Genomic DNA, 20,514 nt, shown 5'->3' with positions numbered 1-20,514 from the left:
GCTTGTGGTCACCCCTCCCAGCGCCGGCGGCGACACCTTGAACGACGCCGCCAGAAAGATTCAACGTGTCTATCTCACGCTGACGCTGGGCAACACGGTGGCGGCTTCCTTTATCTGGGGTATCAACACGCTTTTCCTGCTTGATGCAGGCTTGAGCAACCTCGAGGCCTTCGCGGCCAACGCCTTCTTCACAGCGGGCATGGTCCTTTTCGAAGTACCCACGGGCGTCATCGCCGACGGCTGGGGTCGCCGCACGTCTTTCCTGCTTGGCACGATCACGCTGGCAGCGTCTACGTACTTGTACTACGTGCTCTGGCAGATCTCCGCGCCGTTTTGGATGTGGGCAGTCGTCTCGGTGCTCCTTGGCCTCGGGTTTACGTTCTTCTCCGGAGCCGTGGAAGCCTGGCTGGTGGATGCCTTGCGCTTCTCCGGCTATGAGGGCGGCCTTGAAAGCGTTCTGGGCCGCGGCCAGATGGTGCAGGGTGTGGCGATGCTGCTGGGTTCCGTGGCAGGTGGGGTGATCGCCCAAGCCACCAACCTTGGCGTCCCGTTCCTCATTCGGGTTTTCGTTTTGGTTGCCATGTTCGCCGTTGCGTTTGGATTAATGCACGACGTCGGGTTCTCACCTGAGCGGTCCACCCACCCCCTCCGGGCCACCCGTGCAGTACTCTCAGCCTCGATCGAGAACGGTCTGAAAAACCCGCCCGTCCGGTACGTCATGCTGGCCGCTCCCTTTAGTGCCGGCGTCGGGATCTATGTCTTTTACGCCCTGCAGCCATTTCTTCTTGACCTGTATGGGGACCCGAGGGCCTATTCCATTGCGGGCCTCGCCGCGGCAATCGTGGCTGGCTCGCAAATCCTGGGCGGCTGGCTCGCTCCACATGCCCGGCGTCTGTTCCATAAACGCACCTCGGTACTGATCCTTGGGGGCATGGCAGGATTCGTGATCTTGGTGGTCCTCGGCTTCACCCGTGTCTTTTGGGTGGCCCTGGTGCTGCTGGCAGTCTGGGGTGTGGTCGGATCTGCGGCAACTCCAGTCCGGCAGGCGTACGTCAATGACATGATCCCCTCGAAGCAGCGGGCCACGGTCCTGAGCTTCGATTCGCTCATGGGATCCAGCGGCGGAGTGGTGGTACAGCCACTCCTTGGGCGTGGCGCTGACCTCTACGGCTACCCTGCCTCGCTGGCCATGGCGGGCATTATTGAGCTCATTTCGGTGCCGTTCCTGCTGGCCAGCCGTAGGCAGGGGGCATCCGCAGACCGCGCCAACACCGAAGCCGTTCAGTCACCTTGAGCCGGCAGTGGCGTTAACAAGGCGTCCTGAAGCTCCGTGGTCACCCCTGGAGGTACGTCCAGGTCTACGGCCAGGGCAAGAAGCGCGCGGCTGAAGTAGTTCCTGGCGGTGGCAGCCAGGGTGATGTCGGCAATCTCCCTGTCGCTGAAGCCCACATCGCGAAGGCGCTGCGTGTCGTCGTCTTTCATTGCAGCCGCATTGGTGCTGAGCTTGACCGCGTAATCCATCATCGCGACTTCCTCAAGGGGCAGCCCGGCATCCCTGTAGTTCCGGGCAACAGCGAGCAGCTGCTCCTCATCAATGATGGCCAATGTTTTCTTCCCATGGGCCAATCTGCAATGGGAGGACCCAATGGCCTGGGCGGCCGCGAGCGTTACAAGTTCGTATCGTCGCAGACCCAGCGATGAGACGATTGCCTTAATCAGCGCCTGCCACGCCTTGTATGCCTCCGGGTTTATGCTCATTGCCTTTGTATGACTCGGAACGTAGCCCATCGACTTCAGATCGGCTTGGTAGATTTCGGCGGTCAGACCTGTGGCCTCGGACTCGGATTGCACCTTGAGAATGGACATGGGCGCTATTCTGGTCCCCGGTCAGGGGAATGTAAATGAGGCGGCAGGTCCGTCAGAATGACAGAGTGGGACTTCACCGTGAATTGTGGTGGAACCCAGATACTGAAAGCGTGGACAAGCAATGATCTCCCTACGGCAGGATTCCCAAGGCTTCATCCGAATGAGCCGGCATTTTCCCGCCAGCGCCTCCGTGTCCATCACCTTTGCCGACGGCACCCAGAAGGTTTTCCAGGGCCAGCGGCTCAACGAAATCTTCGACGACGCCTTGGCCGCGTTCCGGGCAGGAAATAACCTCGACGGCAAGGGCTTCGATCGGGGACCAAAAAAGAAGGTCCAGCAGGGTATCGAGTTCGTGCCCATCAGCCCTGACATGGCGTAAATTGCGCTGGGGCGGGTTCATATCTGCCTGGGTTTTACTGTTTACCGGGTTTTACCGGTTACCTGAGGCGTGACTGACGCAAAAGGGCGTCCATGGCCTGGCTTCGAGCCGCCCCTCGGGAATGGCGACACCACAAATCGCGCATATACCGTACGTTCCATCCGAAATCCGCTGCAATGCGGCTTCAATCTGCTCCAGGCCGATACGGCTCTGGTCCAGCAGCGCCGAGGCCTGTGAGAGCTCGAAGGCGATGGTTGTGCCTTCAGGATCATGCTCGTCGTCGACGTTCGAGTCCTGGCGGGCAAGGCTGACTCCTGTGATGTCGCGGCGCAGCGCCTTCAGCAGGGCAAGCTTCCGGTCGCGTTCCTCCTCCAGGAGAACCCGGAACCGCTCGACGTCGTGCATGTGCCCGGTCATGCCTGCGTCAATTCGCCATCAGGGTGTCGGCCGGTGCCGGCGGAGATGCCTGCCAGCATCTGCCCAAGCACCGTTGCGTAGTGTTCTTCGCTGGCGTAGCGGCTCATTGGATCGGCCACTGCAGTAGTAAGCGGGAAGGCCTGTGCCAGATCCGGATCCTGAAGGTCCCCTTCCAGCGACTCCCCTGCCCCGCGGGTCCGTGCAAGCACAAATGATGCCCAGCCATAGTTCAGGGCAATAATGCCACTGAATGTCGCAACTGCGGCGTCGCCTGTGATCCCACCCCGAGCCAGAATCCGCAACGCCCATTCCCCGATCGGCAACGCGTTGGGTCCAGGCAGTGGATGGGCGAAGAGGGACGCGACTGCCCATGGGTGAGTATTCAGCATGTCCCGGTGGTTCCGTGCGAACAGCCCCAGGTCCGTGATCCAACTTGTGCTTTCCGAGGGTGGATCCATGCGTCCCAGAACACGGTTCAGCAACGCGTCGACGAGTTCGTCTTTGGTGCTGAAATAGCGGTAGAGCGCCATGGGGGAAGATTCCAACTCGGCGGCTACGGCACGGATGGTGAGCGACTCGATCCCATCGGCGGCTACGCCTTCGGCGACATCAAGGATCTCTTCCACAGTGAGGGAGTTGCGGCGACGTCGGCTGCGGCGAGCCGCTACGGTTCCAGACATGGGTTGAACTTTCTGTTGGTTCCTATTGCGTACATCGTACACTAAGCGTAACGTACAACGTACACAACCACTTAATTACCCGGGAGATTCACCTTGTCAATCCTTCGCTGGATACCTTCATTCCTTGGATTTCCGTTGGGCGGCTGGTTGGCCTTCATGCTGGTCGGCTCAGCGGCCAACCCACTCACTGCCAGCGCGGCGGGTGCTATAGCCGGTGCACTACTCGGCGCGGCCCAGTACCTGGCCTTGCGCCCCGCTGTTAGTTGGCGGTGGATGGCCGCTAGCACCGTTGGGATGAGTGTCGGCAGTGCACTCGCCGCCATCGCCACGGGATCGTCGACGTCGTTGGGCGCCTTGGCCTTGACCGGCTTCAGTGCGGGGGCTGCTGTGGGAATCGCGCAAGGCCTGGTCTTCCGCCGAGGCTTGCGTGTCGCCGCTTTGTGGGCGGTGACCGCAAGTGCAACGTGGGGGCTTGGCTGGGTAGTCACTGCCAATGTCATAATCGACGCCGACCGTGGTTACGTCGTATTCGGAACCAGTGGTGCACTTGTGGTCACTGTCGCTGCGGGCCTGGTACTCCGTCGTATCCTAGGACGCCGAACCAGTCCATCTGCTCCTCTGGCCGCAAGTGCCGGCGTGGGGCCAGTCGCACGGACCCAGTCGTGAACACCTCCGTCGCTGCCGGCGTGCTCCTGATGGTCATGCCCGTGGCCTTCAACGCCGCATTCGCAGGACTGGCCGCCAAGTTCGATTACCCGGACATCCTCCGCAGGCCATCGCACGAAATTCTGCAGCGCTTCCGCGATGGCGGGCCAGGGCTTGTGCTGCTCTGGTGGTCTTTCGCAACGACGGCCGTGTTGCTGGCGCCGGCGTCCATCGTGCTTTCCAGTGCGCTGGAAGGTGCGGATTCCACACTGCTGGCGCTTGGGTCAGCGGCGGGAGTGCTGGCCGCCGTGGTGCAGTTCCTCGGACTCATCCGGTGGCCGTTCCTGGTGCCCTATCTTGCGCGGATGGCGAGCGATCCCAAGGCTACGCAAGCCCGCATGGAAGCAGTCGACATCGTGTTCCAGTCCTTCAATCGCTATCTTGGCGTAGCCGTCGGCGAGCATCTGGGTTACCTCTTCAGTGGCGCGTGGAGCATTTTGGCTGGTGTGGCAATGATGCAAAGCACCGCTGTTCCGGGCTGGCTGGGGACGGTGGGAATTGTTGTAGGCGGTGTGCTGGCTCTGTGCTCACTGGAATTTGTCGGCCCCTTCGAACCCAAGGGGTTCAGGCTAGCCGCGGTATTGACTCCCGTGACCTACATTGTGTGGTCACTGTGGCTGGTGGTAGTAGGGGTGTTCCTTCTGCTCTGACTAACAGCCGGGCCGCAATCGGTCTGGACAAGCCCTGGGGTGTGATGCCCTAATAACGTCATGGGGAACTACGCGCGCCATCCCGGAGTCGATAGTTACATGGACGCCCTCCCGGACTGGCAAAAAGCAGTTTGTGAGGAACTGCGGGACGTGATCCACGAGGCAGAACCGGACATCGTGGAGACGATCAAGAGACGGGTTCAGCCGTACTTTGTCCTGGAGGGAAACGTCTGCGCGTTGCTCGCGGCCAAGAACCACGTCAACCTCTTTCTCTACGACGGCGCTATTGTTCCTGACCCTGCCGGGATCATTACAGCCGGGCACGATAACAAGACTGGCCGAATGATCAGCTTTTACGTCGATGACGAAGTACCTACGAAGCCCCTGATTGAGATGCTGCGACAGATTGCCGCCAACAATCGCGCAGGTGGGTGGCGGAAGATCAAAAACGACAGGAAGTTTGGGGACTGACCATGAGGTTGAACGAAACGATTGCCCGCCTCCGGGCGGCCCACCTCATGGTCCGCGACGCCAAGGAGTGGGACGAGCTGTCCATGAACCTGTGGGCGGCCTACGACGCCAACGACGAAGAACTCATTGAGCAGTTGCGGTCACCGTTCCTGCAGTCCTGGCGGACCGTCACGCGTTACGTGCTCCGTGACACGTTCGACGCAGCAGGCATCACGGTCGGCGAGCCAACGCATCCATGGGGAATTGCGACGCTTTCCGCGAAAGGAGCCAGCTGCGAGCCACTCCTCTGCCGCACTGAAGGATTCCAACTACTCACGTTTGCCGAAATACTGTCCAGCTATTCGGATTCGCTGGAGCCGTTGTTCACGGCTGCCGGACAGGCGGACCGCTGATCAACGTGGGTATGTACTCCAGCAGCTGTAGTTGACCATCGAAAGTCCTGCTGTTCACCATTTCAAGGGAGACGTCAGGATACCCGTCATAAATCCGCTCCCTGCCGGTGCGGCCTGTGATCACGGGGAAAACAACAATCCTGTATCGGTCCACGAGTCCGGCCGTCAACAAGGAGCGGCAGAGGCTGAGGCTTCCCAGAGTGGTCAGGGCGCCGGTCCGGGTCCGCTTCAGCTCCTTGACAGCTTCCACCGCATCACCGCTCACCAGTTCAGAATTCGGCCAGGCCAGCGGTTCCTGAAGAGTGGACGAGAAGATAATCTTTGGCACGGCCGCCAGGCCGGTCAATGCCGCTCCCTCTTCCTCGGAGAACCCGGAGTCTTCGCCCGCGGCCTGCTCCGACATGCTTGACATCACCCGGTAGGTGTTGGCGCCCATAAGTGTGGTGAACTCCTTCTTCCCTTCCTCCTCGAGCCAGGCAAGGTATTCCGGGGATTCCAGTCCCCACCAGCCGGGCCAGCCCTCGGCGGAGGCATACCCGTCCAGGGATATGATCAAGTCCACCGTCAACTGCGCTGATGTCGCTTCTGTAGTTGGCTCGCCCATGGCTGCTCCTTACGGGATTTCGGGTGTGCCTAGCATTGTCCTCCCGAAAGACGGTTTGCACCACGACTCACGTGCTCCTGATCTGGTCCAAACTCTCACGCAGTCCGATCACCGGAATTTCAGGGAAGGCGGCACGTTCCACCGCTGGATTGAAGGACGCCTCTCCCGATTCCATCCACAGGGCCGCCCTCGCCATCCGGGCCATAAACGGCGAAATCGGACGTGCGACGGCGGCCATCACCCGTAAGGCTGCCACTGGTATCCGTTGGATCGAACCCTTTCCGGCGTGCGCGAGGATAGCTTCCGCGAGCGTGTTGAAGGAGTGCGTTTCGGACCCCCACTCAACGGTCCTTCCATGCAAGGAAGGGCCGGAAAGAGCCAATAAGACAGCCGCTGCAGCGTCCGGCGTCGACGTAAATGTCACAGGTGCCCGTCCCGAACCGAAGACAAGCACCCTGTCCTTCGTGTGAAGGGGCTGGCTCATTGAATCGAGGAACTGCTCGAGGTTTGCTCCCATTCGGATCACTGACCACGCCATGCCCGAGGCCTTCAGCGCCTCCTCCGCTGCGTACTTCATGCGCAGGAAATCCAGAGGGGCATCCGGAGCTGCCCCATGCATCGACATCATGACCACATGCTCCACGCCCGCCCGGGATGCGGCATCGATGAGCCGCAGTGCGCCGTCGCGGTCCACACTGCGCGGGCTGCCGCCCCTTTTCAGCCCAAAGCCCGACGCCGCGAACACCACATGGCTGCACCCGGCAACGGCCCGCCCGCAGTCCGTGCCTGAGGCGAGGGACCCACGGACAAGCTCGACGCCGTCCACCGGCTTTCCTGGGAATGGCTGGGATTCGCCCCTGGCCATGACCCGCACAGAAGCCCCGTGCCCAACCAGCTCCCCGGTAAGGCGTGAACCCAGGCGGCCCGTGCCACCCACTACGAGGATCATGACCCCTGCGATGTCGGAAGTACGGCCCCAGCCTGAAGACCCGCGCCGGCAGTGGCCCGCACGGCGTCGTCGATATCACCTGAAGTACATTCCACAGGTTCGAGATAGAAACGCACGGAGGCGATTCGCTCCTGGCGCACTGTAAAGATCGCGACGCCGGCAAGTTCCACCGGCGTGGCATCGCGCCTGGTGCCCCGGGCGCCCCATTCCACCCAAATGGTTCCGTGCTTGCCTTCTGCGGCGTCGGCGATTGCCGGTGTGAGATCGGGGATGCCAGCAAAAAGGCTGGTCCAGTTGGCGCGGACCTGGGCGCTGCCGGTGAAATTCCGTTCGGGATGAATCGGAGTGATGTTGACATAGTCGTCGGCGAATTCGGCGACCAAAGCGTCAAGGTCGCGGCGTCCGGAAGCTGCGAACATCCGGCGAACGGGTCCTTCCGGAAGGCGCTCAAGTCCCTCCACGGATTCCATGGTGACTCCTTGGTGCCCCGCAATTTTCACCTCACGGGCGGGCAGGGCTGGTATCTTGAATTCAATACAGTTCTCTGTATTGATTGGAGTCTAGAAGTCATGGCAACCGGAATCAAGAGTCCCGGCGGAACATCCGGGACTCAACGCAGCTACGATGCAAGCCGTCGCCGCCAAGCAGCCGAGACATCCCGGCGCACCATCCTTGCGCGCGCCCGGGAACTGTTTCTCCTGCAGGGCTTCGGCGCAACCACCATCGCCGAAATTGCCGGTGCGTCCGGGGTGTCGGCGGAGTCCATCTACAAGAACTTCGGCGGCAAAGCCGGCCTGGTCCACGCTCTCCACGAGCAGAGCCTCCTCGGCAAGGGCGGCGCGCCTGCCGAGCAGCGCTCAGACCTCGCACAAGTAAGGGCAGATGACCCGCGGGAACTGATGGAGCAGTTCGGCCGGTTCACTGCAGAAGTCAGTCCACTTTCGACGCCGATCATCCTGCTCATCCGCGACGCCGCCGCAACAGGGGATGCCGACATGGCCAACCTCCTGAAGGACGTCGACGACGCCCGCCATCGCAGGATGCTGCACAACGCGCGCCAACTGACTGCCCGCGGCCTGCTTCGTCCGGGCTTGTCCCCGGAAGAGGCCGCCGACGTCATGTTCGCGTGCACCACCTCCGAACTGTTCGAGAGCCTCGTCCTGAAACGAGGGTGGAGCGCAGAGCAGTATGGCCGGTTTGTCGCCTCAACGCTGACTGCAAACCTGCTCTGACCTGCAAAGCTACTCTGACACGTCACGTCGAAGGACCGCCCGGCTGGGAAGACCCGCCCCTGACGTGCAACGCTTGTCCCATGGACCTGGAAATCTCGCCCTCCCTCACGATTCCGGCCTCGGAACTCGGCTGGCGGTTCTCGCGTTCATCAGGACCGGGCGGTCAACACGTCAACACGACCGACAGCAGGGCTGAGCTTTTCTGGAACGTAGCCATATCGGAAGCGTTGACAGAAAGCCAAAGGGAGATCCTGCTGCGTCGACTGGAGAAGCGACTCGTCGACGGAGTCATCACAGTTACAGCCTCCGAGCAGCGCTCGCAGTTACGCAACCGCGAGAGCGCCCTGGCCAAGCTCGCTGACATTGTTGTGGCGGGCCTTGCCCCAAGGACCGTGCGCAGGGCAACGAAACCCACACGCGGGTCAGCACAGCGGCATCGCGCCGCAAAAGTACAGAGGGCGGCAACCAAACAGCAACGACGGCGGCCGTCGCCTGAGTGACGAGCACTGGAATGACGAGTGCCTGAGTGACGCGCGCGACTGTGTGATGAAGCCGGTCCAGCCCGGGCGCTTGGGCTCACCTCTTTTGGCAATTGGTCGGGGATGGCAGCATACAGTCATGTCATCCATCCAGCGCATCCGGCCCGAGGGGCTTGTCTCCAGCCCCGCATTCAGCCACGTAGCCATCGTCCCTCCAAACGCCACCACCATCTACGTCGGCGGCCAGAACTCGGTCGACAGTGGCGGTTCGCTTATCGGCGAAGGTGATGTTGGAGTGCAATCTGCCCGCGCCCTGGCAAACGCAAAGACCGCGCTGGCGGCTGCCGGGGCAACCCTCAGCGATGTTGTGCAGTGGACGGTTCTCTTCGTGGACGGTGCCGACCTCGCCGCAGGCTACGGGGCAATTGCCTCGGAACTCGCCGCCGACGAGCCGCCCCTCGTGACAGCAGCGTTTGTGTCCCGTTTGGGCGTTCCCGGGGCGTTGGTGGAGATCAGTGCGGTAGCCGCCGTCGAGCGCTAAAGAATCAGACTGCACTATCAGTGCAGTATTATGCCTTATGAGCACTTTCAAAGGCCCAATCCCCCCATGGCTCCTGACCGTCGCAGCAATGTTCTCCATCCAGCTCGGCTCCGCCCTCTCACTGGGGTTGATGCCAACGTTGGGTCCCCTCGGGACAGCATGGCTGCGCCTGAGTATGGGAGCCCTCATCCTCCTGGCACTGGCCCGTCCACCCCTGAAGACCCTGCGACTTCGTGACGCTCCGGCCGTGGTTGGCCTCGGCGTTGCCACCGCAGTAATGTCGGTGACGTTTCTTGCCGCCATGGAACGCATTCCCATGGGAACAGCGGTTGCCATTGAATTCCTCGGACCGCTTACGGTTGCTGCCTTGCGGGGTCGCGGGGTCCGTTCCTTGATCCTGCCGGCAACGGCACTGGCAGGCGTCGTGCTGCTCACCGAACCGTGGGCAGGCCACGTGGACCTGCTCGGAGTCGGTTTTGCGGTGATGGGCGCCGTGGGGTGGGCCATCTACATCCTTTTGACCCAGCGGGTGGGTGATCGCTTCAATGGAATCGGAGCCCTCGCCCTGACCATTCCGATTGCAGCTGTAGCCGCGGCACCGTTTGGACTGCCGCAAGCCACGGGACACATCACGTGGGAAACCGTTGCCGTTGCCGCCGCCTTGGCAGTGCTGATACCGGTTCTGCCCTACATTCTGGAAATGTTTGCCCTCCGCCGCATGACACACACAGCATTCGGGACTCTTCTGGCTATGGAACCAGCCATCGGCGTGCTGCTCGGCGCGATCGTCCTGCGTCAGTTGCCATCGATGCTGCAACTCGCAGGTCTCTTGCTCGTCATTGTCGCCGGTGCTGCGGCGCAGCGCGGCGGGCGGCGGCAACAGCAACCCGTCGTACCGGCTCCTCTTCCAAAGAGGGGACGTACCGCGGGCGTTTGAGCATGGTTGGCAGCTTTTTTGGGCGTTTCGTCATCCTTGGCGGGCGATTCGCTTCTAGGGAACTGACACTCCTGGAACCGAGGCTTATAGGACAGCACCACCGCCCTACCAAGGAGATCACGTGACTACCTACAACCTGGCCCTCATCGGTTTCGGAGGCGTCAACCGCGCTTTGGCCGAGCTCATCCGGGACGAACCCCAGCGATTTGCCTCACTCGGATTCGAGCTTCGCGTCGTGGCCATCACCGATCTTGCCTTCGGCTCGCTCGTCCAGGGAGACGGGATCGACCTTGCAGCCGTGCTCGCGATGCCCCGCGGAGCCTCGTTCGAGGGACTGCCGGGTGGCAGCCCGGATCCCCGCAACGAAGACGTCATCAAAAACAGCCCGGCCGACATCGTCGTTGAGGCTACCTTCACCAGTCCGATCGACGGCGAACCGGCAGTTTCGCACGTCAAATGGGCCATCGAGTCCGGCAAGCATGTGGTGACCACCAACAAGGGTCCTGTGGCGTTGCATGGCCGGGAATTGGGCCAGGCTGCAGCAAACAATGGTGTCCGTTTCGAATACGAGGGCTCAGTCATGAGCGGCACGCCCGTCATTCGACTCGCACACAAAATGCTGGGCGGCCTCGAATTGAACTCCGTTCAAGGCATCCTGAACGGAACCAGCAATTACGTCCTGGGCCGGATGGAGGCCGGGCTGGCCCTGGACGAAGCCATTGCCGAAGCCCAGGAGCGTGGATACGCCGAAGCGGATCCCACTGCAGACATCGGCGGCTCGGATGTCCGGTTGAAGGTCGCCATCCTGGCCAATGAGCTGCTCGGTGCCAACATCCACCCCAATGATGTTCAAACCACAGGCATTCAGGACATCAAGGGTGATGACGTCGCCCAAGCCCTGGCCAATGGCCTCCGCTGGAAGCTCATCGGCGAAGCCCGCCGCGAGAGCGATGGCAGCATCGTTGCTACTGTCCAGCCCATCGCCCTCCCGGCAGACCACCCGCTGGCTGGGATTTCCGGTGCCACCAACGCCGTATCCTTCAGTACGGATTTGCTGGGGGCCGTCACGGTATCGGGCCCTGGAGCCGGGCGCGTGGAAACTGCCTATGCCCTCATCTCCGACATCATCGCCGTCGACGAATTCGCCAAAGGAGCGGTCCGTGCCTGAAACAGCCATTGCCCACTCCACAACGGCAGTCGCTACCAGTGACCTGGTGGTGTACGACAAATTTGACGGTTCCGTCCTGGCAACCCTTCCCCAGTGCACCGAGGCAGACGTACGCGTCGAACTCATCCGCGCCGCGGCGTCCGCTCCGGCAGCGGCAGCCATGCCCCGCCACGAGCGTGGCCGGATTCTGGATACCGCTGCTGACCTGCTCCAGCAACGGGCGCAGAAAGTGGCTGGGCTAATCGTCGCCGAGGCCGGGAAGACCATCACGCAGGCACTCAAAGAGGTCTCCCGTGCGGTCAACACGCTCAAGCTGTCGGCAGCGGAAACCCGCCGTAACGTTGGCGAAGTAGTTCCCTTCGACTCCTTCGCCGGCTCCGAAAACCGCCAGGGATGGTTCACCCGTGAGCCGTTGGGGCTTATCGCTGCCATCACCCCTTACAACGACGCCCTGAACCTGGTGGCGCACAAGCTGGGTCCAGCGATTGCCGGAGGGAACACCGTCATCCTCAAGCCGTCCCAGCTGACACCCTTGACGGCCATTCTCCTCGTGGACCTGTTGCGCGAGGCAGGCCTGCCGGCGGAGTTCGTCACTGTTGTCCTGGGCGACCGCACCATCGCGCAAACCATCATCTCGTCCAAACTGGTTCGAATGGTCTCCTTCACGGGCGGCTTTTCCACGGGCCGGGCCATCGCAGCCAACGCCGGAATAAAGCGCCTGTCCATGGAACTTGGCGGCAACGCGCCCGTCATCGTGTTCGACGACGCCGACATTCCTGCCGCCGTCGAGGCCAGTGTTTCCGGTTCCTTCTGGGCCGCTGGACAGAACTGCATCGGCGCCCAGCGGATCCTCGTCCAGCGGTCAGTCTTCGAGACCTTCCTTCACGCCTTTGTTGCCCAAACGGCCGCCCTGACTGCAGGCGATCCCCGCAGCGAGCAGACCGACGTCGGACCCATGATCAGCGCCGCGTCTGCCGCTGAAGCGAAGCGTAAGATCGACGAGGCAGTGTCGGCTGGTGCGCGACTGCTCACCGGCGGCATTTTGGATGGCGCGCTCCTGACGCCTGCTGTCCTGACCGGAGTCCCTCGCAACTGCGCGGCGTGGAGCGAAGAATTGTTCGCACCCGTGGTCCTGGTGGAACCATTCGACTCCGACGAGGAAGCCATCGAACTGGCCAATGACAGCGAATACGCATTGCAGGCCGGGGTATTCACCAAGGACTTGGCCCGTGCGCTGGCCACCGCCAAGGCAATCGACGCCGGCGGAGTGATGATCAACGATTCTTCGGACTACCGGCTCGATGCCATGCCTTTTGGCGGCTCGAAATACGGCAGCATGGGCAGGGAAGGCGTCCGCTTCGCCTACGAGGAAATGACGCAGCCCAAGGTCATAGCGATCACTTCATGACGATCGTCTGACGTTACCGTCAATCAATCAGGCTGTGCCGATCCGGCGTTGCGTAGCCACCTTGGTTCCGCAGCGCCGGAACCATTTAAGCCCAGCATGGTTTACGCCGTCTCAGCACGCTGCCTTAACGAGGCGCCTGCCTGTCGATGACTGTGGAGAGGGACAAGGCGGTGGTGATGTCGCGGACTCCAGGAAACTCTGAGACCTGCCTCCAGATTTCCTGGATTCGCGCAGCATCGGGGGCCTCAACCCGGACGACGATATCCAGTTCACCGCTGACAACATCGCAGGTGGCGATTTCAGGAATTGCCTTGAGTCCGGCAATCACGTCCCCGCCCCGCATCCTGTCATGCCGTTGGATCAGGAGCACCGCATTGACCGTAGGCGAGCCTTCTCCGGCGGATTCCTTGATCGTGTACCCGTGGATATAGCCATCCCGTTCGAGCCGCTCAATCCGTTGCCGCACCGCGTTGCGGGAGAGCAGCACCTTCTCGCCCAGCTGGGCAAGGCTGATACGGGCATTGCGCCGCAGCTCGGCCAGAATCTGCGCATCTATCTCATCACGTGGACTCTTCGGCACGGACGCTCCTGTCTGAGGGGGTGTGAATATGGGTTTGGGCGTCCTTCGATGCAGGAATGCCGCTGCGCTAGCGTGTCCAGCAAGTTGGCCGGTACAAACATATCCCATGGGTGTATTGCTTCTTGGGCTGGTTGGCAGGGATCTTGTCCACTGCACTCAGAGTGCACTATGCTGCATTAATGGAAGAAAACATCGCATCGCTCGCCTCGGCCATCGGGGGACGGGTTAAACAGGAGCGCCAAGCGCGTCACTGGACCCTGGACCAACTGGCCGAAGCTGCCGGCGTCAGCCGACGCATGCTCATCAACGTCGAACAAGCAACCATGAACCCCAGTGTGGGCACTCTGCTGAGGATCAGCGCCGCGCTCGGTGTGGGCCTGCCGGATCTGGTCCAGTCCCCCGAGCCTAAAGGAGTCAAAGTGACACGAAAGGGTGAAGGTGCCTTGCTGTGGAGCAGTGCAGCCGGCGGACGCGGAGTGCTCGTGGCCGGAACGGAACCGCCGGAAGTGATGGAACTCTGGGATTGGACCCTCGCCCCTGGAGACCAGCACGTCAGTGAGCCTCATACGCCTGGTACCAAGGAACTCCTGCAGGTTCTGCAAGGCACCGTTACCGTCGTCGCCGCAGAGCAGACGGTGGTCCTTGAGGCGGGTGACTCGCTGTCTTTCCCGGGAGACGTAGCCCATTCCTACGGCAACAACGGGCCTGACGCAGCAAGGTTCTCACTCGCTGTTTTTGAACGTGGAGTGGGATCGACGCATCGGGAGGCGAACAATGCTTAGGGTTGATTACCTCCAGAAAATTCTCCGCGCAGCCCACGTTGAACCTGCCGTCTTCGAACTGCAACCGGACTACAAAGCCCTCTTAATCGCCGTCGATGGTCTCGTGCCGGGTCCCAGCGATGATGCCAGCGATGCCCTGTTGCATCAGGCGGAGGCGGCAGCCCGGACGGCGCTCAGAGAGCAGAAGGTCGAGCACCTCCCGCATGTTGCCGCGTGGCGGAAGGCCTACCAATCCTTCGGAGCAAAGCCCAACCGCACCCGCAACAGCCTTGAAGCACTGCTTCGACGGGCTGATGCCGGCCTGCCCAGGGTCAACAGGCTCACGGACCTCTACAACGCGGTATCGGTACTGCACCAGATTCCGCTCGGCGGCGAAGACCTTTCCAGTTACAGTGGGGCGCCGCGGCTGATCCGTGCAACGGGCCAGGAGCCCTTCGACACGGTTGCCAGCGGTGAGCCCATTGTCGAACACCCCGATGAAGGGGAAGTTGTATGGTGCGACGTCGACGGCGTCACTTGCCGTCGCTGGAATTGGCGCCAGGGCCACCGCACGCAACTGCGGGACGATACAACCTCGGCGTTGTTCATTCTTGATGCCCTCGCACCCGTGACCACCGAGGATCTCCTTGCCGCCGGCGAGGACCTCACCACGCACCTGCGCCTCCTGGGACCGGAAGTCGTATCCGCCCAGCGGCTGATTGAGGCAGGCACACTCCGGCACTGACCTCTGTCGCATCAACCACGTCAGATCAGCTGAGAGGAGCCGGTCCAGCCGTTTGGGAACGCTGACGACGGCGGTCAAGCAGGGAAGCGCTCACAGCCACAGCAATAAGGGCGGACGCCAAAAGCAAGGGCAGGTGTGTCATGGGTACAACCATGGCCCCTGCGAATGCTGTGCCGGCAGAACCTGCAGCGATCTTCAGGGCACCGATCCACACGAAGACCTGGCCGCGCGCGCCAGCTGGTGCATATTCGCTGCGCGCGGCCAGTGTCGCAGCGAAAAAGCAGGAGTTGAGCACTCCAGCCAAGGAGTAGACCACCACCGCTACCGGGAACATTCCGGCGAACGCTGCCCCACATAGCGCAACTCCAACAGCAGCGCCCAGCCAGGTCATGAGGTGGTCCGCGTCGCTTCGCAACGGACGGATCATGACACCGGCGGATCCTAGAAGCCCGCCAAGACCATATGCGGCCGTCAGGACCCCTGCAGCAGCTGGCTCGACTCCGAGTTCTGCCGTCGAAGCCACTGCTGTGATCGGCAACGCCGCGACGGACAGGGCGATGATGACCGTCAGGTAGAGCGTGCGGCGCAAGGGTCCGGTGGACAGCATCATCAGCAATGTACGGCCCGGACGCGGTACCTCCGAGAGAACCGATGCTCGAGGAGAAGAAGGCAAGAGCCTGACGAGAGCGGCGGCGACAAACGTCAATCCGGCAAGGATCAACGCCGCTGCGGCGGGATTCACCCAGGCCGAGACAGCTGCGACCAACGAGGGACCGATGGTACCGCTGATGCCATACGTCGCTACATCCCATCCGTGTGCGCGCCGCTGGCTGGTTCTGTTCCTCCCGGCGATCGTAGAGAGCCTACTGCTGATGCCGCCTGTCAGTAATGGACCCACCAATCCGGACGCAATGAGCAGTAGGCCCGGCACGATTGGAGGAGTCAGCGGGTACAGCAGGACAGCGGCGGCCAGGGTAACGCCGTGCATGAGGCACGCCCAGGCGATCACCGTCCTGCCGTCCCGGGCAGTGTCGAGTGTTCTGGCAACGAACGGACCGAAAAGGTGCGGTGCCGTGATGCAGGCGCCCAGTATTCCGGCCAGCCAACCCTGTGCCCCGCTGGTTGTCACCAGCAGGACAATGGCGACAACCGCACCCCCATCGGCGCTGCGGGCCAGGGTGGCTGCAACGACATAGCGGGCCAACCCGCCCGGAGATGTCTGCTCACCCGTAGCCGTACGGCTGGCTTTGCGGCCGTCGATGAGGTTCATGTCGCCTCCAATCCACACTGGCGGATGGCATCGGCAACTCTGCTGCGTCCTTCGGGATCCAAGCCACGCAGCGGCAAGGGCAGGGCTGAGGACGGAATGAGCCCCAGGTCTTCAGCCAGTGCTACTGTGACCCGCAGGCTCCCGTAGGTTCGGAACAGGGACCAGAGGGGCTCCAGCGCCGCGGAGGCTGCCATCGCATCGTGGCGCCGACCAGCCAACGCGTGATCGACTATTTCCCGGGCCTGACGGGGAAGGATCCCGCCGATCACCGAGTACCAGAGGTCGCAGCCAGCAAGCAGTGCTTCGGCGGCAATCCAATCTCCGCTGATACCCACAAATGTTTGCTCGGGCAAAGCTGCGCGGAGCTTACCGAGCCTGGTGGCAATGTCGGGTGCAGCCGGCGGCGGAATCTTGATGGATGCGATTCCCGGGATACGGGCGATCCGGGCGTGCAGCTCGTCGGTGAAGGTAAAGCCCGTTGTGCCGGGGTTGTCATACACGACGATCGGAAGGTCTGACTCCGACCCAACGTCCTCAAACAGACCGAAAACCTCCGCTTCCGACAGGCGTTGATAGGACACCGGGGCCAAGAGCAATGCCGAGGCGCCTGCGGTATGTGCATCGCCGGCAAGCGTGAGGACGTCGCGGGTACGCAAAGCCCCAACACCAGCCAAAACTGGCACGCCACCCGCAGCTTCCACGGACGTTTCAAGGACCATGCGGCGTTCTTCACGGGAGAGATAGGCGTAGTTTCCAGTCGAGCCAAGAACACCGAGTGAATCCACACCGGACTGTGCTGCGCGCGCCACCAGCCGGGCAACGGCGTCCAGATCGACACTTTCACCGCTCATGGGTGTCAGGGGGAATGCGCTGAGGCCTTTGAACACTGGAGTCCTGCTTTCTTGTGGCTGTGGCCGGGCGCGAACACAGCAAATGGGTGACTACGCGTCTCATGCTGCCAAAGGTCTTGGTCCTACACTAGGTCCAAGAAAGAACAACTCTGGAGGTCCAATGAGCGAATCGGAAATACCCATCGAGCTCGACAGGAAGAGTCCGGCCTCCCTGTCCGCCCAGGTTGCAAGCCAGCTCCGTACCGCCATCCTCGGCGGAGTCCTCCAGCCTGAGCACACGCTCCCCGCCACCCGTCGTCTGGCCAAGGACTTAGGGATATCCCGTGGTGTGGTGGTGCGGGCCTTCGAGCAACTCTCCGGGGAAGGGTTCCTGGAAAGCAGCGGCGCTGGTGGGACCAAAGTAGCGGTCCGGCCGGACATCCAACAGCGCCCCAACGAAGCGAAGGCGCAGAGCAGCAGCCCTGCCATCGCCGACGTGATTGACCTGACACCCGGCCGTCCCTCCGGATCGCCGTTCCAGGACAGGGAGTGGCGCAACGCCTGGAAAAGGGCCTTGGCGGAGCAAGGAAACACGCATCTGCCGCCAGCCCTTGGAACGTTGGATCTTCGGGAAGCCGTGGCCGGTCACCTGGCGGTGTCGAGGGGCCTGGCCGTAGACCCGGAGGACGTCATCATTACGGCCGGCACCAGTGATGCACTGCACTTGATAGTGGCCATGCTTCGCGGCAAGAGGAACAATCCGCGCATCCTGGTTGAGGACCCGGGCTACCCCACGGCGCGACGCGTGATGAGCGCGGCTGGTGCCCAACTTCAGCTGCTTCCCGTGGACGAAGACGGTCTGAAGAGCTGCCAGCTCGCCGGCCTCGATGTCATCCCCGACGCCGTCCTCATTACCCCCAGCCACCAGTACCCTCTTGGCGGCAGGATGGCAGTCCAGGAACGGCTAGGCCTGCTGAAGTGGGCGGATCGCCATGGCGTGCTGGTGCTGGAGGACGATTACGACAGCGAATTCCGTCACAGCAGAATGCCTCTCCCGGCCGTCGCATCCCTACCGTCAACTGCCGACGTCGTACTTCTTGGAACGTTCTCAAAGAACCTGAGTCCTTGGCTGCGCTGCGGATACCTGATGGTCCGGGGCGATGCCGGCCAACGCCTCAAGGGAATGCGTGAAGCCTTGGACACGCCGGTGGCCGGGGTCCTGCAATCGGCCCTCGCCTATTACCTTCAGGGCGGCGGGCTCTCCCGTCACATTGCCCGCGCCCGGAGGGAATACTCGCACCGCCGTTCCCTGCTCATTGAGCGCTTAGGCTCGCGGACAGATGTGGAACTTTCAGCCCTCGACGGCGGATTGCATGCCGTGATCCGCTTCGAACAGCCTGACGCGGCGGACCTGGCTGCGAAGGCATTGGAACAGGGCGTGCGGGTCATCCCCTTGGCCGGATACTATGCCGAGCGGCCACCGGTGAACGGATTGGTCATCGGGTATGGTGCAGTCTCCGACCTCCAGTTGTCCAAAGCCCTCACCATCCTGGGAGCCCTACTCTACGAGCATCCATAGGCCAGAGAATTTTTTACCTGCTGTCGGCTTGAAGCTGCTGCCGGCAAAGACTCCTCTCAGTGCCGAGGAATATTGCGCAGGTTGCTCCGGGCCATGCTCACAGCTTCACCGGCTCCGCGGTTCAAGACGACTTTGGACATTGCCGTTGCGAAACCGATGACTTGTTGCCCGGAAATCTTCGGCGGGATGGACAGCGCATTGGGATCAGTAATGAGCTCCACCAGCGAAGGACCCGGGTGGGCGAACGCCTCCCGATACGCTTCCTCGATATTCGCCGGATCCGTCACCCGAACAGCATGGAAACCCAAGGCTTTGGCAACGGCCGCATAGTTGGCGTCCGGCACATCAACCCCGAAATCGGGCAGCCCGTCCACCAACATTTCCAGCTTGACCATGCCCAGCGTTGAGTTGTTGAAGACGACTACGTTTACCGGCAGCTGATGTGCGGCCACGGTGATGAGCTCACCAAGCAGCATGGACAAGCCACCGTCGCCCGAGACAGAAACCACCTGGCGCCCTGGATAGGCCACCTGTGCCCCGATGGCGTGCGGAAGGGCGTTGGCCATGGACCCGTGAAGGAAGGAACCGATCAGCCGGCGCGTGCCGAGCGGGTTGATATAGCGAGCCGTCCAGACGTTGCACATTCCGGTATCCGCGGTGAAGATGGCATCTTCCGCCGCCACTTGGTCCAGCAGCGAAGCAGCGTACTCAGGATGAATGGGCTGCTTCTTTTCGACCTTCCTTGTGTACGCGCCCACGGCCTTGTTCATCAGGCGGTCGTGCTTCTTCAGCATCTGGTCCAGGAAGCGGCGGTTCTTCTTTGGATTCACCAAAGGCAGAAGGGCGGTCAGAGTAGGCAGGACATCTCCATGAACGGCAATGTCGACGTCGGTCCTCCTCCCCAGCCGCTGCGCCGCGCGGTCAACCTGTGCCGTCCGGGTGTCCGGAAGGAACTGGTCGTAGGGAAAATCGGTACCAAGAAGGATCAGCAGATCGGCGTCCTCGATGCCTTCCGCTGCGGCACCGTAGCCGAGGAGGCCGGTCATGCCGATGTCGAACGGGTTTTCGTACTGGACGAAGTCCTTGCCGCGCAGTGAGTGGCCAATCGGAGCATTGACCAACTCCGCCAAAGCAATGAGTTCGTCGTGGGCTCCCTGGACGCCCGCCCCCGCGAAAATGGCGACCTTTCCGGCGTCGTTGATGGCGTCAGCCAGTTCCTGGACGCTCGACTGGTCCGGGACCAGGCGCGCAGGCCGGAAGATGGCGGGCAACGGCGTCGGCGCGGTGGCCTCAAGTCCGGCGATATCGCCCGGAAGAGTCACGACGGCGACCCCTCCAAGGGCTACAGCGTTCTGGATAGCGCTGTGCATCACGCGGGGCGCCTGCTCGGCAGTGCTGATCAGTTCCGAATAGACCGAGCATTCAGTGAAGATCCGGTCGGGATGGGTTTCCTGGAAGAATCCGCTGCCGATCTGCTTGCTGGGGATGTGCGAAGCGATGGCAAGGACCGGCGCCCCAGTGCGGTTGGCGTCGTAGAGTCCGTTGATCAAATGGAGGTTGCCAGGGCCACAAGAGCCGGCACAGACAGCAAGCTTCCCAGTAAGTTGCGCCTCGGCCGCTGCGGCAAAAGCTGCCGCCTCCTCGTGGCGGACATGGATCCAGTCGATACCGCCTTTGGCCGAACCTCCCGTTTGACGCACAGCGTCCACTATCGGATTGAGGCTGTCTCCGACGATTCCATAAATACGCTGCACGCCGGCAGCCTGGAGTTGTTCGATGAGCTGGGTAGCAAGTTCCTTCGCCATGTGTGCAGACTCCCGCGATTGTGGTGGTGGGCTGACATGGTCAATATAGTCGCCCTTGCCCTTGGT

At 62.1% G+C, this 20,514-nt stretch carries 25 protein-coding genes; 15 read left to right on the top strand and 10 right to left on the bottom strand.

Translation table 11 applies throughout. The features are described 5' to 3' along the window. The first annotated feature begins 37 nt into the window (after positions 1-37). Positions 38-1,294, top strand: a complete 1,257-nt coding sequence (locus tag AC1DCM_RS03330) for an MFS transporter (RefSeq protein WP_431120226.1) — start codon at positions 38-40, stop codon at positions 1,292-1,294. On the opposite strand, the gene AC1DCM_RS03325 is transcribed toward AC1DCM_RS03330, so the two are convergent. Next, on the bottom strand, positions 1,282-1,866 hold the full coding sequence (locus tag AC1DCM_RS03325) for a carboxymuconolactone decarboxylase family protein (RefSeq protein ID WP_477517280.1): 585 nt from the start codon (positions 1,864-1,866) through the stop codon (positions 1,282-1,284). The two genes, AC1DCM_RS03330 and AC1DCM_RS03325, sit on opposite strands and share 13 nt — an antisense overlap. 160 nt (positions 1,867-2,026) lie before the next feature. Between AC1DCM_RS03325 and AC1DCM_RS03320 the strand changes: the two genes are divergently transcribed. Next, a complete protein-coding gene (locus AC1DCM_RS03320; RefSeq protein WP_442006569.1) occupies positions 2,027-2,245 on the top strand; it encodes a hypothetical protein in 219 nt (72 codons plus the stop codon). 51 nt (positions 2,246-2,296) lie between these two features. On the opposite strand, the gene AC1DCM_RS03315 is transcribed toward AC1DCM_RS03320, so the two are convergent. Both AC1DCM_RS03315 and AC1DCM_RS03310 read right to left on the bottom strand, forming a co-directional pair. Further along, positions 2,297-2,650, bottom strand: a complete 354-nt coding sequence (locus tag AC1DCM_RS03315) for a TraR/DksA family transcriptional regulator (protein ID WP_477517411.1) — start codon at positions 2,648-2,650, stop codon at positions 2,297-2,299. Between the two features lie 8 nt (positions 2,651-2,658). Further along, positions 2,659-3,342 (bottom strand): TetR/AcrR family transcriptional regulator, encoded by a 684-nt coding sequence (locus tag AC1DCM_RS03310; RefSeq protein WP_477517279.1) that lies wholly within the window; start codon positions 3,340-3,342, stop codon positions 2,659-2,661. Positions 3,343-3,435: 93 nt separating this feature from the next. On the opposite strand from AC1DCM_RS03310, the gene AC1DCM_RS03305 reads away from it, so the two are divergent. From AC1DCM_RS03305 to AC1DCM_RS03290, 4 genes are read left to right on the top strand one after another with little or no spacing between them, the layout of a single operon-like run. After that, complete coding sequence (locus AC1DCM_RS03305; RefSeq protein WP_477517278.1) at positions 3,436-4,008, top strand: hypothetical protein; 573 nt, start codon at positions 3,436-3,438, stop codon at positions 4,006-4,008. After that, complete coding sequence (locus tag AC1DCM_RS03300; RefSeq protein ID WP_477517277.1) at positions 4,005-4,697, top strand: DUF4386 domain-containing protein; 693 nt, start codon at positions 4,005-4,007, stop codon at positions 4,695-4,697. Before AC1DCM_RS03305 ends, AC1DCM_RS03300 begins: the two co-directional genes overlap by 4 nt. A 60-nt stretch (positions 4,698-4,757) precedes the next feature. After that, positions 4,758-5,168 carry a DUF1801 domain-containing protein gene (locus tag AC1DCM_RS03295; protein WP_442006568.1) on the top strand — a complete coding sequence of 137 codons (411 nt, stop codon included), beginning with the start codon at positions 4,758-4,760 and terminating at the stop codon, positions 5,166-5,168. Positions 5,169-5,170: 2 nt separating this feature from the next. After that, complete coding sequence (locus tag AC1DCM_RS03290) at positions 5,171-5,560, top strand: hypothetical protein (RefSeq protein ID WP_442006567.1); 390 nt, start codon at positions 5,171-5,173, stop codon at positions 5,558-5,560. Here AC1DCM_RS03290 and AC1DCM_RS03285 read toward each other — a convergent pair. From AC1DCM_RS03285 to AC1DCM_RS03275, 3 genes are all read right to left on the bottom strand, one after another. Beyond that, positions 5,532-6,164 (bottom strand): dihydrofolate reductase family protein, encoded by a 633-nt coding sequence (locus AC1DCM_RS03285; RefSeq protein ID WP_477517276.1) that lies wholly within the window; start codon positions 6,162-6,164, stop codon positions 5,532-5,534. The genes AC1DCM_RS03290 and AC1DCM_RS03285 overlap by 29 nt on opposite strands. A gap of 67 nt (positions 6,165-6,231) precedes the next feature. After that, entirely contained in the window at positions 6,232-7,113 is an 882-nt protein-coding gene (locus AC1DCM_RS03280) for an SDR family oxidoreductase (RefSeq protein ID WP_477517275.1), read from the bottom strand. Continuing rightward, positions 7,110-7,583, bottom strand: a complete 474-nt coding sequence (locus AC1DCM_RS03275; RefSeq protein ID WP_477517274.1) for a nuclear transport factor 2 family protein — start codon at positions 7,581-7,583, stop codon at positions 7,110-7,112. Before AC1DCM_RS03275 ends, AC1DCM_RS03280 begins: the two co-directional genes overlap by 4 nt. 99 nt (positions 7,584-7,682) lie before the next feature. On the opposite strand from AC1DCM_RS03275, the gene AC1DCM_RS03270 reads away from it, so the two are divergent. The 6 genes from AC1DCM_RS03270 to AC1DCM_RS03245 all read left to right on the top strand — a co-directional run bounded on the left by AC1DCM_RS03270 (position 7,683) and on the right by AC1DCM_RS03245 (position 12,878). Beyond that, positions 7,683-8,345: a TetR/AcrR family transcriptional regulator gene (locus AC1DCM_RS03270; protein ID WP_477517273.1), complete on the top strand. Its 663-nt coding sequence runs from the start codon at positions 7,683-7,685 to the stop codon at positions 8,343-8,345. Between the two features lie 80 nt (positions 8,346-8,425). Continuing rightward, positions 8,426-8,845: an alternative ribosome rescue aminoacyl-tRNA hydrolase ArfB gene (gene arfB / locus AC1DCM_RS03265; RefSeq protein WP_477517272.1), complete on the top strand. Its 420-nt coding sequence runs from the start codon at positions 8,426-8,428 to the stop codon at positions 8,843-8,845. Between the two features lie 118 nt (positions 8,846-8,963). Then, positions 8,964-9,365: a RidA family protein gene (locus AC1DCM_RS03260; RefSeq protein ID WP_477517271.1), complete on the top strand. Its 402-nt coding sequence runs from the start codon at positions 8,964-8,966 to the stop codon at positions 9,363-9,365. Positions 9,366-9,402: 37 nt separating this feature from the next. Further along, entirely contained in the window at positions 9,403-10,302 is a 900-nt protein-coding gene (locus AC1DCM_RS03255) for an EamA family transporter (RefSeq protein ID WP_477517270.1), read from the top strand. Between the two features lie 121 nt (positions 10,303-10,423). Continuing rightward, positions 10,424-11,470, top strand: a complete 1,047-nt coding sequence (locus AC1DCM_RS03250) for a homoserine dehydrogenase (protein WP_477517269.1) — start codon at positions 10,424-10,426, stop codon at positions 11,468-11,470. After that, positions 11,463-12,878, top strand: coding sequence for an aldehyde dehydrogenase family protein (locus AC1DCM_RS03245; protein WP_477517268.1), 1,416 nt, complete (start codon positions 11,463-11,465; stop codon positions 12,876-12,878). Before AC1DCM_RS03250 ends, AC1DCM_RS03245 begins: the two co-directional genes overlap by 8 nt. Before the next feature lie 124 nt (positions 12,879-13,002). Here the strand turns inward: AC1DCM_RS03245 and AC1DCM_RS03240 are convergent, their stop codons facing one another. Then, the gene (locus tag AC1DCM_RS03240; protein ID WP_477517267.1) at positions 13,003-13,458 is read right to left on the bottom strand and encodes an Lrp/AsnC family transcriptional regulator; all 456 of its coding nucleotides are present in this window, start codon (positions 13,456-13,458) and stop codon (positions 13,003-13,005) included. A 179-nt stretch (positions 13,459-13,637) separates the two neighbouring features. On the opposite strand from AC1DCM_RS03240, the gene AC1DCM_RS03235 reads away from it, so the two are divergent. Together AC1DCM_RS03235 and AC1DCM_RS03230 are read left to right on the top strand one after the other, a co-directional pair. Beyond that, on the top strand, positions 13,638-14,240 hold the full coding sequence (locus tag AC1DCM_RS03235) for a helix-turn-helix domain-containing protein (RefSeq protein ID WP_477517266.1): 603 nt from the start codon (positions 13,638-13,640) through the stop codon (positions 14,238-14,240). Beyond that, entirely contained in the window at positions 14,233-14,964 is a 732-nt protein-coding gene (locus AC1DCM_RS03230) for a B3/B4 domain-containing protein (protein ID WP_477517265.1), read from the top strand. The genes AC1DCM_RS03235 and AC1DCM_RS03230 overlap by 8 nt, the downstream gene beginning before the upstream one ends. 25 nt (positions 14,965-14,989) lie before the next feature. On the opposite strand, the gene AC1DCM_RS03225 is transcribed toward AC1DCM_RS03230, so the two are convergent. Next, positions 14,990-16,234 carry an MFS transporter gene (locus AC1DCM_RS03225; protein WP_477517264.1) on the bottom strand — a complete coding sequence of 415 codons (1,245 nt, stop codon included), beginning with the start codon at positions 16,232-16,234 and terminating at the stop codon, positions 14,990-14,992. Beyond that, entirely contained in the window at positions 16,231-17,121 is an 891-nt protein-coding gene (locus AC1DCM_RS03220; protein WP_477517263.1) for a dihydrodipicolinate synthase family protein, read from the bottom strand. Before AC1DCM_RS03220 ends, AC1DCM_RS03225 begins: the two co-directional genes overlap by 4 nt. 124 nt (positions 17,122-17,245) lie before the next feature. Between AC1DCM_RS03220 and pdxR the strand changes: the two genes are divergently transcribed. Beyond that, positions 17,246-18,643 (top strand): MocR-like pyridoxine biosynthesis transcription factor PdxR, encoded by a 1,398-nt coding sequence (pdxR, locus tag AC1DCM_RS03215; protein ID WP_477517262.1) that lies wholly within the window; start codon positions 17,246-17,248, stop codon positions 18,641-18,643. 56 nt (positions 18,644-18,699) lie between these two features. On the opposite strand, the gene AC1DCM_RS03210 is transcribed toward pdxR, so the two are convergent. Beyond that, positions 18,700-20,448 carry a pyruvate dehydrogenase gene (locus tag AC1DCM_RS03210; RefSeq protein ID WP_477517261.1) on the bottom strand — a complete coding sequence of 583 codons (1,749 nt, stop codon included), beginning with the start codon at positions 20,446-20,448 and terminating at the stop codon, positions 18,700-18,702. Between the last annotated feature and the right edge of the window lie 66 nt (positions 20,449-20,514).

It is taken from the genome of Paenarthrobacter sp. 10N417, assembly GCF_056394745.1.
Note: the sequence above shows the minus strand (reverse complement) of the source record. Positions and strands in the feature narration are given on the sequence as shown.